At 43.5% G+C, this 15,620-nt stretch carries 12 protein-coding genes; 9 read left to right on the top strand and 3 right to left on the bottom strand.

Annotated features, from left to right (window positions below; genetic code table 11):
- The first annotated feature begins 70 nt into the window (after positions 1 to 70).
- Positions 71 to 1,459: a transglycosylase SLT domain-containing protein gene (locus AS29_RS08280; RefSeq protein ID WP_051860527.1), complete on the top strand. Its 1,389-nt coding sequence runs from the start codon at positions 71 to 73 to the stop codon at positions 1,457 to 1,459.
- Between the two features lie 41 nt (positions 1,460 to 1,500).
- Here the strand turns inward: AS29_RS08280 and AS29_RS08275 are convergent, their stop codons facing one another.
- Positions 1,501 to 2,544: an acyltransferase gene (locus AS29_RS08275; RefSeq protein ID WP_035404840.1), complete on the bottom strand. Its 1,044-nt coding sequence runs from the start codon at positions 2,542 to 2,544 to the stop codon at positions 1,501 to 1,503.
- Positions 2,545 to 2,693: 149 nt separating this feature from the next.
- On the opposite strand from AS29_RS08275, the gene AS29_RS08270 reads away from it, so the two are divergent.
- The 5 genes from AS29_RS08270 (at position 2,694) to pstA (ending at position 8,539) form a co-directional block, all read left to right on the top strand.
- Entirely contained in the window at positions 2,694 to 3,605 is a 912-nt protein-coding gene (locus AS29_RS08270) for a CAP domain-containing protein (protein WP_051860526.1), read from the top strand.
- Positions 3,606 to 3,878: 273 nt separating this feature from the next.
- A complete protein-coding gene (locus tag AS29_RS08265; RefSeq protein WP_035404838.1) occupies positions 3,879 to 5,648 on the top strand; it encodes a stalk domain-containing protein in 1,770 nt (589 codons plus the stop codon).
- Between the two features lie 21 nt (positions 5,649 to 5,669).
- Positions 5,670 to 6,521: a phosphate ABC transporter substrate-binding protein gene (locus tag AS29_RS08260; RefSeq protein ID WP_197491587.1), complete on the top strand. Its 852-nt coding sequence runs from the start codon at positions 5,670 to 5,672 to the stop codon at positions 6,519 to 6,521.
- Between the two features lie 189 nt (positions 6,522 to 6,710).
- On the top strand, positions 6,711 to 7,637 hold the full coding sequence (gene pstC / locus AS29_RS08255; RefSeq protein WP_035404834.1) for a phosphate ABC transporter permease subunit PstC: 927 nt from the start codon (positions 6,711 to 6,713) through the stop codon (positions 7,635 to 7,637).
- Between the two features lie 2 nt (positions 7,638 to 7,639).
- Positions 7,640 to 8,539 carry a phosphate ABC transporter permease PstA gene (gene pstA, locus AS29_RS08250; RefSeq protein WP_051860525.1) on the top strand — a complete coding sequence of 300 codons (900 nt, stop codon included), beginning with the start codon at positions 7,640 to 7,642 and terminating at the stop codon, positions 8,537 to 8,539.
- 431 nt (positions 8,540 to 8,970) lie between these two features.
- On the opposite strand, the gene AS29_RS08245 is transcribed toward pstA, so the two are convergent.
- Both AS29_RS08245 and secA2 read right to left on the bottom strand, forming a co-directional pair.
- Positions 8,971 to 9,774 (bottom strand): accessory Sec system S-layer assembly protein, encoded by an 804-nt coding sequence (locus AS29_RS08245; protein ID WP_051860524.1) that lies wholly within the window; start codon positions 9,772 to 9,774, stop codon positions 8,971 to 8,973.
- Positions 9,771 to 12,140, bottom strand: a complete 2,370-nt coding sequence (secA2, locus tag AS29_RS08240) for an accessory Sec system translocase SecA2 (protein ID WP_051860523.1) — start codon at positions 12,138 to 12,140, stop codon at positions 9,771 to 9,773. The genes AS29_RS08245 and secA2 overlap by 4 nt, the downstream gene beginning before the upstream one ends.
- A gap of 492 nt (positions 12,141 to 12,632) precedes the next feature.
- On the opposite strand from secA2, the gene AS29_RS08235 reads away from it, so the two are divergent.
- From AS29_RS08235 to AS29_RS08225, 3 genes are all read left to right on the top strand, one after another.
- The gene (locus AS29_RS08235) at positions 12,633 to 13,742 is read left to right on the top strand and encodes a DegT/DnrJ/EryC1/StrS family aminotransferase (RefSeq protein WP_035404833.1); all 1,110 of its coding nucleotides are present in this window, start codon (positions 12,633 to 12,635) and stop codon (positions 13,740 to 13,742) included.
- A gap of 100 nt (positions 13,743 to 13,842) precedes the next feature.
- Positions 13,843 to 14,580 (top strand): hypothetical protein, encoded by a 738-nt coding sequence (locus AS29_RS08230; RefSeq protein WP_035404830.1) that lies wholly within the window; start codon positions 13,843 to 13,845, stop codon positions 14,578 to 14,580.
- The gene (locus AS29_RS08225) at positions 14,573 to 15,604 is read left to right on the top strand and encodes a Gfo/Idh/MocA family protein (RefSeq protein ID WP_035404829.1); all 1,032 of its coding nucleotides are present in this window, start codon (positions 14,573 to 14,575) and stop codon (positions 15,602 to 15,604) included. The genes AS29_RS08230 and AS29_RS08225 overlap by 8 nt, the downstream gene beginning before the upstream one ends.
- Positions 15,605 to 15,620: the final 16 nt, after the last annotated feature.

Below are 15,620 nucleotides of genomic sequence, written 5' to 3'. Positions count from 1 at the left end.
TTATTTTTTTACTATTATTGGTAATTATTACATGATAGAATGATAGAAGAAACTTTAGGGGGTAAAAATAGTGAAATTATTAACAGGAGCTGTACTGGCCACATCTTTATTATGGACACCGGCAGGAGTACAGGCTGAAACTGGTTCATGCAGCGAGCCTTCGGTCATTGAGATGAAAAATATGTTAGCTGATGCAGCTAAAAAATATGATGTACCTGTTGAAATCGTTAAAGGAATTGCCTCTAAGGAAAGCGGAGGCTTGTATCAATGTAAAAACGGAGCACCGCTGGTTACATCGGATGGCGGAATCGGTATTATGCAAGTAACCCTCAGTCCCGGGGATCATCCTGAAATTGATCGGGAACGCCTGAAAACAGATGCTGCGTATAATATTGATCAAGGCGTCAGCATTCTAAAAGAGAAATATACTATTCAGACTAATCCTGTCATTGAAAATCAATCTCCTGACATTCTGGAGCATTGGTATTTTGCTGTGCGGAACTATAATGGGAATTCTGGTAAAAACGATCCGACACAACACCCAGGATCTACATATCAGGAATTGGTTTATGGAAACATCGTTAGGTTTGGCAATACTGCAACAACTCCGTTTCCAGTGACAAACTATGATCCAAACTGGAAGCCTGGTAATGCTCCAATGAAGTGGGCATACGGATATACGGCGTCTGCAGGTGACTTAAATAAGGGAGATAAGGTCATTACGAAAGAGCTAATCAACAATTTGCGCAAGGAACCGAATACGAAGATGGCTAAATTAGCTGAGATTGGTCCAAATGCTACGGTAGAAATTTTAAGTGATGAGTTATTTGAAGACGATAACCGGAATAATTTGTTTGGCTACTATTATGTAAAAGTAAATGGCAAAACAGGCTATATGGCTTCGTCCAACCTGAAACCGCTCAGAATTGAAACAGCAAATCCCCTATCGATCAACCCGAATAGAAAAGAAGGATACGGAAGAATCAAGCTATTGAAAAATGTGAGCTCCTATAAATTAGTCAGCGGCAAGGAGCAGCTATATAAAACATATACGAAAGGTGCTGCACTAAGGGTATACGGAACAAATAACGGGTCGTATAACGTAGGCGGCGGTGTGTATGTGAAACACGATCCAGCAGCAACAAAACTCGTGATCGCGGTTGCGGCGGATAGCAAAAACAAATTTGCAGGCTATGCATCTGAAGACAAGCTACTAACGATTGTAATTGAAGATGGAGAGGTAAAGAACAAGAAGGATGGCTACAAGCTTTTCCTTGGATATGTGGAGAGTGTAAAGCCTCTTACCATGTACCGTTCAAACGGTACAGTGTTAAAAACCCTTGATAAAAATACCGGCTACAGGGTACACGAAATTAAAAGCGACCGCTATGAGATTGGCGGCGGGTATTATGTGAAAAAAACCGGAACTTCCTATTCGCCTGTATTTGGGGGCAACTAATGAATAAGGGTAACCTCTTCAAAGAGGTTACCCTTATCGTTTTAACTCGGAACGATACTCCTTACAACCGGCACACGCTGCAAAATCCTCGTAATCACAAAACTAATGGAAATCGCCAGAAATGCCATAAGCGGAATCCCATATAGAGGGTTTAATGTAAAGGCGCTTAACCCCAGGAATTTCTCCAGAAGCAGGAACACAAAGGGATGGATCAAGTATATCCCCATACTGGCCTTATTAATGGGGCTGAGCCACTTGTAAGAGCCGCTGGATGGGTTTGTCTTCTCCTGCAGATCTTTGAAAAACATAAAGAAAGCACCAGACATAAAGATTGTTGATATATTCAAGTAATGATAGAAGAATCCGTCAAATGTTCCATTGTTCTCTTTTGTTAAAAACAGAGTGACAAAGAGTGTCGTGCACACACCGGCAATTCCAATCACATAATAGATGTTCTTAGCCGCCTTGCTAAAGCTGTAATGGTAAAAATAGTAGCCTAATACGAAATAGCCTATGTATCCGCTTGCCGGGAAGGCTTCAAATCCCATTTTCACTTCGAAAAATTTGCTGATCAGACTGAAACCAGCTGTACAAACAAACCACAGGGCTAGGAAAAATTCGATATTCCTCCTTGAAGCGTTGGAAATATAAACTCTCAGGATTGGGGTAATGAGATACAATCCGATAATCACATATAAAAACCACAGATGATAATAAACCGTATCGGAAAGAATGGCTTTTACGGCAGCAGCTGGGGTCCTTTCAATGTCTCCCGTTTTCATTTGAATGAGCAAATAAAAAACAGTCCAAGCGGCAAAAGGAATTAATACTTTAGAAGCCCGTTTCCTGAAAAAAAGGTCCGCCGGTTCTTTCTTTGCAGGATTCAGCATGAGCGCTCCGCTCATCATGAAGAAGATCGGCACACACCAGCGGGTAACGGAATCATATATATGTCCGGTCCACCATTCATAATCAGGGATTTTATCATATTCATAAAGCAATGGAGCTGCTGCATGAAGAACAACGACGCTTATTGTTGCCAGAACACGCAGCCAATCAAAATACAGAATTCTTCTTTTTGTCATATCATCACCTGCTAGTTGTTATTTTGCCAAAAAGATCTCGTATTATTCTAAAGGCAATAATGCTTTGATGACAATGTAAAAAAATGCAAACGGCCGGCAATTTCTTGAGATGGTATAATGAATAGACTGATAGAATTGGAGGGAAAGGCATGAAATACACAAAAACGTTCTTATTTATTTTTTTTACAGCTGTCCTTTTCACCATGCCCCAAACGGGACTGGCTGCTGACTCTTTGTCTTCTGCGAAGCAGGAGGGTGAAAAGCTGAAGGTCGAAACGGCTTATTTTCAAGAAATCATAAAAAGTGGCGATCTTTATCTGATGAATGACGCCTATGATAGCTATTCAGCTCAAATAGCCGAAGCTGAAAAAGCGATCGGCAGAGTGTCCGGCCAACGTACAAGAGAGAATTTGCTGAAGCAATACATAAGGCCGGCAAAAATTGCGAAGGAACGCGTAATTTACGAGATTTCCGAATACCGGCTGATTTATAAAATTGGACTCAATTTGACCAGGGGTGCAAGCGGAAGTACGGATATAGCCAAGCTATCGAGGCTCTCAGAGCGGGCAGCTGCCATTAAAGCGGCTGGAAAATATGAAGCCATTCCTGCTGTAGCGGGAAACTATCTCCGTGCAGCAGAATCAAGCCTGAAGAAAAAAACATATGTAAAGGCTGATGCGAAAAGCCGGGGGATCAGCCAGCTTGAATACGAAGTTTTTCTGCTGACCAATTTTGAACGGGTAAAGAATAAACTTTCCATATATACTTTGAATATGAAGCTATCAGGGGTAGCGAGAAAAAAATCCGAAGATATGTACAGTAAAAATTATTTTAACCATACTTCCCCAACCTATGGATCTCCATTTGATATGATGCAGAGGTTTGGAGTCAACTATGGATATGCAGGTGAAAACATTGCCAAAGGGTATACAGGAGCTCACGATGTGGTGAAAGGCTGGATGAATAGTCCGGGACACCGCGCCAATATCCTGAAAAAAGAATTCGGACAGATTGGGACCGGTTATAAAGAGAAATATTGGACCCAAATGTTCATCGACTGAAAAAGACCGCCGAAAAAGGCGGTCTTTTTTATATAGGTAAATAGACATAATCAGAAAAAGAGTGAATTGTTACAAATTTGACAACAATTCGTCAATTTTTTACATCAAATTCACCACAAATTTACAATCTTAAAAATAGAATTAAACTTCCTTAACAAAACGGGAATATAATTACTCTTGTTATGTAGTAGTTGGTAAAAAATGAGGAGGTGACCAAGTATTAGGAGGGACCCAATTCAGTCAAAAGTAACAAAAAAATTGGAGGTAAAATGGATGAGACGCGAATTTACTAGCCTAGTGATTGCTTCTGCCGTTCTTGCAGGCAGTGCATTTTCCCCTGTAGCAATAAATGAAGCTCAGGCAGCAAGTGCAGTACAGCAAACGATGAAAGAGTCTGTATATGTAAACGGCAAGCAAAAAGTTGTTCATGCGGCAGTCGTAGGCAAAGCAAAGCTTCACTCTGTAAGCGACCTTGCAAAAGCTCTATCGGCAAAAGTCATGTACGACAAGAAGTCACAATATTATGTCGTTTCCAAAGGCAGCGGGAAAGACATGAAAACCATTAAAGTAAAATCTGGTTCCAGCCAGGCAATCGTTAATGGCAAAAAGGTTAAGCTAGAAAATCCGCCTGCGATGGCAGGAAAGACACTCTTCATGGCAGCGAAGAATTTCGTCCAAGCGCTAGGCGGAGATCTATTAATAGACGCTAATCTATTAATATCCGAAAAAGGAATGTTTAAAACATCCACATCCAAGATGAATGTAGAGGGCAAGCTTCACTCAGCTAAAACTTTGCGTGTAAATGGTAAGTACCTATACTCCGTTCAAGACATCGCAAAGGCTTACTCTGCAAAGGTTACGGTGAAGGGTACAGCTGTGACGCTTCAAAAAGGCTCACAAACTGCTACATTTAAAATTCACCAAAATAGTATAACAGCTAATGGGGAAACTGTCAATTTGTCCGTGTATCCAGTATCGGTTAAAGGCGTGATTTACGCCGATTTGATGGATATGGTCAAAGCACTCGGCGGTCAAATGGAAAAAGCGGAAAATGGAAGCTACATGCTTTTCACTTCGAAACTTGTTTCCGGTGACACTTATAACCCGGCATGGGTTGGTTCCCAAGTGATGGTTACAAATGAAGACGAAAATGCATCCCGCACATACATTATGGACGTGAACACACGAAAAGTAATGAGTACAATCAACGCTACAGATGTGGTGGTTTCTCCAGACGGAATGTATGCAATCCACTCTGACGAAACAGGTATCATCACGCTGATTGATCTTACAACTGGCACGTCCAGATACGTTAGCTTAGACGATGACATTAAAGTAGATTTCGTTTGGGCACAGGACGGCAAAAAAGCTTACTTCATTAAAGGTGAAAAGAATGACAAAGTATTCTCTGTAGATATTGCGACGGGAGCACTAAAAGAAATCCCATCCGATACTAAAATCTATAAAACAGATCTTAGACTTTCTGCAGACGGATCAAAACTTCTATATGTAGTAAGTAAAGAGGCTGAAACGAAAACAACGGATACTGGCGATGGCGGAACCGATGTAACGGATATCCTTACAGAAGGCACAGAGCCGCAGTTTTACACGATTGATTTAACGGCTAAAACACCTGCAGCAGCTGCAGTCACTACAACAAAAGATAACAAAGTATACCCTTCTTTCCTGAAAGACGGAAGCATCGTATACCTTAGCGCAATGCCAGACTCTGAAGATCTGCCTGTGCTGACAATGGTTCGTGCTGACAATACGGTCAGCCAGCTTGTAAAAGACAAAGACATTTTATTTGTAACGGTTACACAAGAAGGCAAGCTAATGATTTTAACTTCAGAGAATAACATGTCTGTTATCTATGAAGTGAACCCTTCGGACATGAAATTAACGAAGATTGCGTCTACTCCTTTGGAAATCACTTCTTTTGCGGTATCTAAAGATGGACAGGTTGTTGCAACAGCTCCAGGACTTTACGGTGAAAGACTGGTTGTTTGGAAAGACGGAAGCTTTAAAATCGTAACAAAATAATTTTATTAGGAGATGAATCAAATGAATTTAATGAAACGTGTATCCACCCTTACTTTAGCGGCAGTTGTATCTGTAGGTTTTACTTTTGGCGCAACATCAGCAAATGCTGCATCAGCAACTGGAAAGGTAGTTGTAGCTGGTTCAACGGCTCTTCTTCCCCTTACTTCCCAAGGTGCAAAAGAATTCAAAAAATCAAATCCAAAAGTATCTGTATCCGTATCCGGTTCTTCTTCCATTGCAGGTCCTCAGTCTGTATCTAAAGGAAGCGCAACAATCGGTGCCTGCGACTGGGACGCAACGAAAGCTGTTCCTGGATTCAACGCATTCAAAGGCTTGACTGCTTACAAAGTAGCGGTAATCCCATTTGCTACAATTGTTCATACATCTAACAAAGTTAAAAATCTTTCTACTTCTCAGCTTCAAGGCATTTTCTCTGGAAAAATCACAAACTGGAAGCAAGTTGGCGGTAAGGATGCAGCAATCGTTGTTGTAAACCGCAAAACAGGTTCTGGTACTCGTGTAAACTATCAGGCAAAAGCTCTTAAAGGCAAAAGCTTCATGACAAAAGGGAACTACAAAGAGGTTGGTAAAAGCGGAGAAATGACTACTGCTGTTGGATCCAACCCTAATGCAATCGGTTATGTTGACCTTGCTTACGTAAAAGGAAGCATTAAAGCTCTTTCTTACAATGGCGTTGCTGCAACAACTACTAACGTAAAAAGCAAAAAGTACCCAGTTTACGGTGTAGGCTACTTCTTGACTAAAGGACCTGCTAAAGGTGCTAACGCTGCGTTCATTTCTTATATCCAAAGCTCTAAATTCCAAAATGGCTCTTTGAAAAAGCTTAAATTCCTTCCTTACAGAGGATTCTAATATCTGCTGATAAGGTTCGAGGATTCACTCATTGCTTTACAGGACTTGCATGAAGTCTGCAGTGGTGTGCGGATTTCATGCGCTTATGTCCGTCAGCTATTCCGGCTGAAAAACTCTTTATCTCCCTTTCAAATAGTAGAAGCCAGCTCTATTAGGGCTGGCTTTGCATAATCATGGAGGATCACCAAAATGGCGAAGATCGAACAGGATATCATGACGCCGCCTGCGGAAATTAGCGAAAAGGCCGTTATTAAAAAATCAAGTTATGCTAAAAACAGAGCGTTCTACGTTTATACATTGGGCAGCGCACTGTTACTCGGTGTTGTTCTATTCTCAATCATTTTATTCATTGGAAAAACAGGTCTGCAGGTATTTAATGACGTGTCTCCGATGGAGTTTTTCTTTTCTTTTACATGGGATCCTTACGCAGAGAAATACGGAGCCGCAGTTTTCATTCTCGGCACATTGTCTTTAACTGCATTAACCCTTGTATTTGCAGCACCTATCTCTCTGGCATTAGCAATCTTTACAGTAGAAGTGGCGCCGGACTGGCTTAAAAGAATACTCCGTCCCCTGCTGGATTTGCTTGTCGGAATTCCGTCAATCGTTTATGGATATCTTGGGTTGACGATCCTTGTACCCTTCATCCGAAGTGCAACAGGTGCGTTAGTCGGAGATGGTCTTCTTGCAGCTGCCATTGTTCTTACTTTAATGGTACTTCCGACAATTACTCGAATCAGTGATGATGCGATTGCCGCGGTTCCGACCGAACTAAGAGAAGCGAGTTACGCGATGGGCAGCACGCGACTGCAAACCATATTCCGCGTAATCCTGCCTGCAGCAAGCCCGGGCATTCTGACGGCGATTATTCTTGGGATGGCAAGAGCGATCGGAGAGACGATGGCGGTGGTTATGGTTATCGGAAATACGGCACAGCTTCCGACGGATTTGTACACACCAACTGCTGTATTAACGACAACAATTGTCAACCAAATTATTGATGTTGAATTTGGTTCTGCCTGGAACAACGCCCTTTATATGATGGCCTTCCTGCTGCTGATCATTTCAACTATCATGATTCTGGTTATCCGCAAAATCAGAACAAAGGGGGCTTAACCATGACAAAGGAAAGAATTCAGTTTCCGAAGAAAAAGTCCCGATACATGATGGACAGCGTTCTGACCGGTATTCTTTGGGGAGTAGCGGGTGTCATTGTCCTAACAATCGCGTGGCTGCTTTACACCATTTTAGCAAAGGGTCTTCCGATTTTAAGACCGGATTTCCTAGTGAACCTGCCGGATGAGATTTTGGCTGGGGGAGGAGTCGGACCCTTCCTGTTCAACTCCATTTACGTACTGATCATCGCAATGGTGATCTCCCTGCCAATTGGAGTCGGAGCCGGAATTTATCTTGCTGAATATGCACCTGCCAATCGAGTGACCGAATTTATTCGGACGTGTGTTGAAAGCTTAGCCTCCGTTCCATCCATTGTCTTTGGCCTTTTTGGATATGTGCTGTTCGTTGATATTTTTGATATCGGTTTAACGATTTTAGGAGCGGGAATTGCGCTATCCCTCTTAAACCTTCCTGTTATCACAAGGGTAACAGAAGAATCTATTACCTCTGTCCCCGCTGAGCTGCGCGAAGCATCTCTCGCCATGGGTGCAACGAAATCTACTACCATTGTAAAAGTGGTCATTCCTGCTGCTCTTTCAGGGATCTTAACAGGAGTCAGTTTAGCAGCCTGCCGTGCTTTCGGAGAATCCGCTGTTATCCTGCTTGCTGGAGGAACCGGTACATCAGGTGTTATGTGGGACTTCAATCCGCTTTCCCAAGGGGGAACGCTGCCTGTCCACCTATGGTACGTACAGTCCGAAGCACTTGTGGAAGATGCAGCCCAAATTGCAGACAAATCCGCCGCTGTCCTCGTCCTCATCGTCCTTCTTATCAGCCTTATGATGAGAATCCCGATTTGGGTACGCGATTACAGCATGAGACAGAGACGGAAGGCGTCTTAATTTTCAAAAACTCCAGAGCCTGAGATGGGCTTTGGGGTTTTTTGTTTTTTATTTGGGGAATGCACTGACCCCCGCCTTGCTAAAGCATTAAACCTCCGTCCCCGCATTCCGGCGGCTCGCTTATATCAAGGGTTCAGCGGTTTTGTCCTCCATCCCCCGCTCCTTTAGTGCAATGGGGGTCAGTGCAATGCACTGACCCCCACTATGCTAAAGAACTAAACCTCCGTCCCTGCTCCTGCTAAGCCCTTGTCCCGAAAAAGATTGCAGGTTTTAACCTCTGGCCCCCGTTGCTTTAAAGTATGGAGGGTCAGTGCAACTGCACACCCTGTAAACGAAATAGAATATACCCTCCACTCAGCAAACCAAATCCCAGCACCCACAAACAAAAAAACAGGAACCCTTCAAAAGGATTCCTGCTGCCAGTCCAATTCTCACCCCTGTGGCGGGTAAAGGCGCCAGGTAGTGAAATCGGGATTTTCTTTTCTAATAATATCCTTCGGGAAAACAAAGCTCCAAGGCTTGCTTGTGTTGCCTTTAACTTCGAGGCCTTCGGTTTTAAACAGACCGTTTGCTACGATGTCGCCGGCAGCATCTTCAACTGTTAGAGGGATTTGCTCAAGTTTTACGTTATTCAGGCTGCCGTTCCGGATCAGCAGAGATATTTTTAAGTCGCCTGCCGGACTGAGGGCGGCCTCGAGTCCCATCATGTTCAGTTCGTTTGCTCCCATCGGCGGCAAGTCCAGCACCATTTGTTCAAGGTGCTTTGTCTGCTCAGGTGTGAGCCCTTCTTTCCAGGATGGATCAAGGTCTAGGACGTGTTCATTTTTCTTTTTCAGCTCGAACGCAATCGTCCAGCTGTCGGCCGGGATTTCTTTTCCTTCCAGCAGGGTGTCCATGCCGAAAAGGAATCTCCATGGACGCGCTGTGTTTGGAGGAAGTTCTCCAAAATGCTCCATATCAAATGTCTCGCGTGCAACGACTTCCTGATTTTCATCCAATAGAAGGAGCTGCAGCATTTCGAATTGAAGCGGTTTGCTGACTGTGCTTCTTATAAAAGAAGTGATAGAAAAGAAGTCATCGTATGCTTCAAGCTTTAGACCTGAGATAGAGAGCTGGCTCTCTTCAAGCGGGTCGAGCTGAAGAAGGTGATATTGATAAACATAATGCTCCTGCTTGCTTACCTCCCAGGAAGGGTGGAAGGAAAGGGCGGTTTGGTCCGCTGTGCTGGTTGTCATGATTGAATTCCCTCCATTTCCTGAGTGTTAGGCAGGATGAATTGGATTTTTGCAAATAAAGCATGGCGGTATTCCTTCAGCATTTCTTCAAAGGAATGATGCGACTCAAGCTGGAACAGGCGATACGGATCCTCCTGCCCATACGAACGGAGGTGTATGCCTTCCTTCAGCTCATCCATTACATCAAGATGGGCAATCCATGCCTGATCGAGCAAGGAAAGAGAGAAGCTTCTTGCTTGCTGGGCAATGCTTTCGTCTTCATCTACTTTGCTTAGTCCTAATAGATACGCGTTTACATCTTTTTCAAGCATGTCCTCTATGTCTTCACGTTCTCTTCCTGCCAGTGAGGCGGCATCAGTGGAGAGAGGGAAGATGGATTGAAGCTTCATGTAAAGGGCAGGGGTATCCCACTCCTCAGGTGTTTTATTAGGAGGACACAGCTCATCCAGTGTCTCCTGGTAAACAGTTCTGAACTGTTCAATTAGGGAGGAGGAAAGCTCCTCGCTGTCAAGTAGAGTGTTTCGAATCCCGTAAATCGCTTTACGCTGCTGATCCAGGTGGTCTTCAAGCTTCAGCAAATGAACGCGTCCTGAGAAATGCTGATTTTCAATGGTTTCCTGTACTTTATCCATAAACTTGCGCGGATCAGGGCTTATGACTAGACCGGTTTCATCGGCCTTCATCTTTTTAAGCCACTTTTCCAGTTCTTCATCATCGTATTGATTCAAGAGGTCATCCTCGAGTGACACAATAAACTGAGAGGAACCTGGATCACCCTGACGGCCTGCACGTCCGCGGAGCTGCATATCCACACGCTCGCTTTCATGTCGTTCCGTACCAATAATGTGGAGTCCGCCGAGCTTGGCAACTCCCTCACCGAGCAGGATATCTGTTCCACGGCCGGCCATGTTCGTGGAAATCGTTACCTGGCCTCGCTGTCCAGCCATAGCAATCAGTTTGGCTTCCTGTTCTTCTGTTTTGGCATTAAGCAGCTGGTGAGTGACCTTTGCCTTTTTTAAGTAGGCAGAAAGCATCTCGGATTGATGGATAGAGGTTGTTCCAATAAGCACAGGCCGACCTGTCTCACTTATGTGTTTCACTTCATCGGCAATCCGTTTATATTTTTGGTTTAGTGTCTGATAGATAAGATCAGGCTCGTCTTTACGGCGTTTTGGACGGTTGGTTGGGATTTCAACAACATCCAGATAGTAGATATCCATAAACTCTTTTTGGGCAGGAATCGCACTTCCGGTCATTCCGGAAAGAATGGAATACATTCTGAAATAGTTCTGAACGGTAACCGTTGCCTGAGTGACATTTTCTTCATTAATTTCAAGACCTTCTTTTGCTTCAATTGCCTGATGAAGCCCGTGGCTCAAGTTTCGGCCGTCCATTACACGTCCGGTGAAGGCATCAACCAGCTCGATTTTTCCTTCCTTCACGATGTAATCTACATCGCGGCGAAGGATAAATTCAGCCTGAAGGGACTGATTTATATAATGGAAGAGAACCTGATGATCGGTTGAGTAAAGGTTATCGACTCCAAACGTCTTTTCAATGCGTTCAATCCCTTTTTCCGTTAAATGAACCTGGCGGGAAGGGAGGTCAACTTCAATTTCTTCGCCTTTTTTAAAGGACTTGACGATCATGGAAGTAATTTCAAAAAGCTCGATAGAAGCACCGGATTTGTTCGCGATGATGAGTGGTGTTCTTGCTTCATCGATCAAAATGCTGTCAATCTCATCGAGAATGGCAAAGGCTTGTCCTCTTTGAACTTTTTCGGAAGGCTGATTGACCATGTGATCACGCAGGTAATCGAATCCGAATTCATTTCCTGTTCCGTACGTAATATCACACAGATAGGCCTGCTTCTTTTCTTCTGTATCCATTTCGGACAGGTTTAAGCCCACTTCAAGACCGAGAAATCGGTGGATTTGTCCAATCAGTTCAAAGTCGCGCTTCGCAAGGTATTCGTTTGAGGTAATGACGTGAACACCTTTTCCGTGAAGAGCAAAAAGAAAGCTTGGAAGAGAGGCGACTAGGGTTTTCCCTTCACCTGTCTGCATTTGTGAGATGTTTCCTTCGGATAGCACGAGTCCGCCGATTAGCTGAACGTCATAGTGGCGCTGTTTAATTGTGCGTTTAGCCGCTTCTCTAACCAAAGCAAATGCATGGGGACGGATATCTTCCATCGATTTTCCGTTTTGGAGGGATTCTTTGAGGGCGGAGGTTTTCATACGCAGCTGATCATCGGTCAATCCTTTGTACGTATCTTCCAGGGCATTGATTTTTTCTACTATCTTATGAAGCTTCTTTATTTGATTTTTTGATTTGAGCTCCATGTACTTTTCATAAATAATTGACATCTTAGACGCGCTCCCACTTTGAAGTTTCCTTTCAGACTGTGTTGTCTGAGGGTCGATTTTTCTCCTGCATTTTTTTGCAGTTTATCGATTCTCTTCCTATTAAACATGCACATTATAACATAATCCCTGAAATTCTTTGGATTTATTTGAAAAAAATGCATTGGAAAGGTTTTCAACCCTGGTATGAACTGTTTTAATTTCAAGGCACATGTGATATTGTGTACTAGGTGGAAATTTATCTATTTGACAAAGGGAGAAAAAGGTCGTTTCTGCTGGCAAAAATGCGTGACAGGAGTAAGCAGAATGAAACAAGGTCATGTTAAACATAATACAGCTTTAACAATTGTATGACGTTCGCCTCTCTCTGACAAAAACCTGCTCCATTATGCTAAAATGAGAAAGTATGAAAAAAAACAGACCGCCCAGATTGCTGGTATTAAAGCAGCGATTTCCGGTACTGAAAATTAGATGATGCTAAGGAGAAGATACTGTATGAAAGTGCCTATGTTAGATCTTTCCGAACAATATTCCAATTTGCGGGACGAAATGCTGAAAGCACTGGATGACGTGATGACATCTACACGTTTTATCCTGGGAAGCAATGTGAAAAAATTGGAGACTGACGTAGCTGAATTCAGTAACGTACCATATGCAGTAGGCGTAGCCAACGGCAGTGACGCTATACATATTTCTTTGCAGGCATGCGGCGTAACGGCTGGTGATGAAGTAATCACGACTCCGTTTACGTTCTTCGCAACAGCTGGAGCCATTGCCCGCTGCGGAGCAACGCCTGTATTCGTTGATATTGATCCGGTAACATTCAATATTAACCCGGAGCTGATTGAAGAGAAAATCACTCCTAAAACAAAAGCGATTATCCCTGTTCACCTATACGGACAAATGGCTGAAATGGACCGCATTATGGAAATTGCGGACAAGCACGGCATTTTTGTTGTAGAAGATGCAGCTCAGGCAATCGGTGCCACTTATAAAGGAAAGCACACAGGGGAGTATGGCCATACGGCTACATACAGCTTTTTCCCGACGAAAAACCTTGGTGCTTACGGCGATGCAGGTATGATCGTAACAAAGCATGAGGACCTTGCTGAAAAAATGAGCGTCATCCGCGTTCACGGAAGCAAGCCGAAATATTACCACCACGTGCTGGGATATAACAGCCGTCTTGATGAAATGCAGGCTGCTGTATTGAACGTTAAATTCCCTCATTTGAATGAGTGGAGCGAAAAGCGCCGTGCACGTGCAGATATCTACACAGCACTTCTTAAGAACAAGCTTCAGGATAAAGTCGTTACACCAATCGAGGTAAGCGACCGCCATCACGTGTTCCACCAGTACACAATCCGTGTTGACCGCCGTGATGAGCTTCAAGCGTACTTGAAAGAGCAAGGCGTGGCAACGATGATCTACTATCCGCTGCCATTGAATGTTCAGCCTGTATTCGCAGAGCTTGGCTACAAAGAAGGAGACTTCCCTGAGTCCGATAAGGCTGCAAGAGAAGCAATTTCCCTTCCAATGTTCCCAGAGCTTACGGAAGAACAGCAAACTTACGTAGTCGAGTGCATCGAAAAATTTTATAACTAAAACGCTATAAGTCGCCTTTTGCCGGGAAATCCTACCGGTAAAAGGGGCTTGTTTGTTTGTATAGGCTAACCGCATTTACTATCTCACAAGGAGTTAACGCATGGAAAAACGTGACTATCTTTATGAATACTTAATGTATTTTTGGAAAAAGAAATGGCTCATTGTTGGAATTCCCGTTGTGGCTGCGATTCTTGCTTATGGATTATCCATTGCGGTGAGCAAAGGGTATGAAGGAAAAGCGAATTTCTATACGTCTACTACGAAATCAGATTATTTAACGGATCCAGAGCTTCTTGAATCAGTTTATCAAGAAAAATTTGGTGATAAGCTTAAAATTGAAGTATTAGGTCAATCAAAAGTGGAGTTTTCTGTAAAGGGCAAAGATAAAGCTTCAGTAGAGGATCTTTTAAATAAGGCATCGGAAGAATATAATGCTGAATTGTTAAAGGAATATAATGAACGCTATGCATTAACAGAAAATAAACAAAAAAAGTATGAAAAACGACTGGAATCAGTTGAAAAATCTTATAGCGTCATGTCAGACAAAATTCAATCTGACAATGGAAACCTGAACAGTGAAGAGTTAACCATTCTGGCAGATGCGGTATCAAAAGAAGAAAAATTAATTTCTGATTATGATGATTCAATAGAGGGAAATAAAACGGACCTGCTTTTATTCAAAGAGCCAAAAATGCTCAGCAAAGAAGTAGCAAAACAAGACAACAACGCAAAAGCTAATGCTATCGTCGGTTTTATTTTGGGCTTGTTCTTAACATTGCTTGGCCTGATGCTGGCGAAATATATAGGTGATGCAAGGAGAGCGGAGATTCATGGTTAATTTTGCAGTAGTAGGAATGGGTTTCATTGCGAAAAAACACATCCAGGCGATTGAGGATGCAGCCGGGGCAAACCTGATTGCGGTTTGTGATACAAATCCGGATCGCCTTGCTGAATACGAAGGCAAAGTCAACACGTATACCGATCTTGAGCAAATGCTGAAGGAGCAGGAAGGCCTGGATGTCGTGAACATCTGTACTCCATCCGGACTGCATGAGCCGCTTGCGTCCCTTGTGGCGTCTTACGGGAAGCATATTGTCGTTGAAAAGCCGATGGCGCTAAAAGATGATGACAGCGAGAAAATCATGGAAGCGGCAGCGAAAAACGGTGTGAAGCTTTCCGTTGTCCATCCTAACCGTTTCCGTCCGGCCATCCGCAAGCTCCGCGAGCAAATGGATGCCGGCAAGTTCGGGAAATTCAGCCATGCCAACGCAACCGTAAGATGGAACCGCGGTCAAGAGTATTATGATCAGGCTCCATGGCGCGGTACAAAGAAATTTGACGGCGGCGTTCTGATGAACCAGGCGATTCATAATCTCGATTTGCTTCTATGGTTCATGGGACCTGTGAAAAGTGTACAGGCTATGGCGACTACACGTTTCCGTAAAATCGAAACCGAAGACTTGGCTGTCAGTGTGGTAGAGTTTGAATCTGGAGCTCTTGGAGTCATTGAAGCAGCTACAACGATTTATCCGAAGAACCTTGAAGAATCATTGGCGATATTTGGAGAGACAGGCAGCGCCAAAATCAGCGGACGCAATGCGAACTTTATTGAGACGTGGGATTTTGAAGGGGAAACGGATGAAGACCGTGAATCCGCTATGAAGGAAATTGAAGCGGATCCGTTCGGTAAGCCTGGACATCAGTGGATCATAGAGGATATGGCGGCAGCGGTTAAGGAAGACCGTGACCCAATCGTCACAGGTCTTGACGGACATGCTCCGATTCAGCTGATCAATGCGATTTTAGAGTCTGCCGAAACAGGCAAAAAAGTGTTTCTTTCAAAACCAGCAGTAACGAAATAAGAGTGAGATATTCTAA

The organism is Bacillus sp. SJS, assembly GCF_000732485.2.
Lineage (GTDB): Bacteria > Bacillota > Bacilli > Bacillales > Bacillaceae > Metabacillus_B > Metabacillus_B sediminis.
The sequence above is the reverse complement of the archived record's forward strand: the minus strand, read 5'-3'. Positions and strand labels throughout refer to the sequence as shown.

Coding starts and splice junctions, on each gene's coding strand:
- AS29_RS08235 (WP_035404833.1), top strand. CDS start 12,633: ATGAAAGTGCCTATGTTAGATCTTTCCGAACAATATTCCAATTTGCGG.
- pstA (WP_051860525.1), top strand. CDS start 7,640: ATGACAAAGGAAAGAATTCAGTTTCCGAAGAAAAAGTCCCGATACATG.
- AS29_RS08245 (WP_051860524.1), bottom strand. CDS start 9,774: ATGACAACCAGCACAGCGGACCAAACCGCCCTTTCCTTCCACCCTTCC.
- AS29_RS08275 (WP_035404840.1), bottom strand. CDS start 2,544: ATGACAAAAAGAAGAATTCTGTATTTTGATTGGCTGCGTGTTCTGGCA.
- pstC (WP_035404834.1), top strand. CDS start 6,711: ATGGCGAAGATCGAACAGGATATCATGACGCCGCCTGCGGAAATTAGC.
- secA2 (WP_051860523.1), bottom strand. CDS start 12,140: ATGTCAATTATTTATGAAAAGTACATGGAGCTCAAATCAAAAAATCAA.
- AS29_RS08270 (WP_051860526.1), top strand. CDS start 2,694: ATGAAATACACAAAAACGTTCTTATTTATTTTTTTTACAGCTGTCCTT.
- AS29_RS08230 (WP_035404830.1), top strand. CDS start 13,843: ATGGAAAAACGTGACTATCTTTATGAATACTTAATGTATTTTTGGAAA.
- AS29_RS08260 (WP_197491587.1), top strand. CDS start 5,670: ATGAATTTAATGAAACGTGTATCCACCCTTACTTTAGCGGCAGTTGTA.
- AS29_RS08225 (WP_035404829.1), top strand. CDS start 14,573: ATGGTTAATTTTGCAGTAGTAGGAATGGGTTTCATTGCGAAAAAACAC.
- AS29_RS08265 (WP_035404838.1), top strand. CDS start 3,879: ATGAGACGCGAATTTACTAGCCTAGTGATTGCTTCTGCCGTTCTTGCA.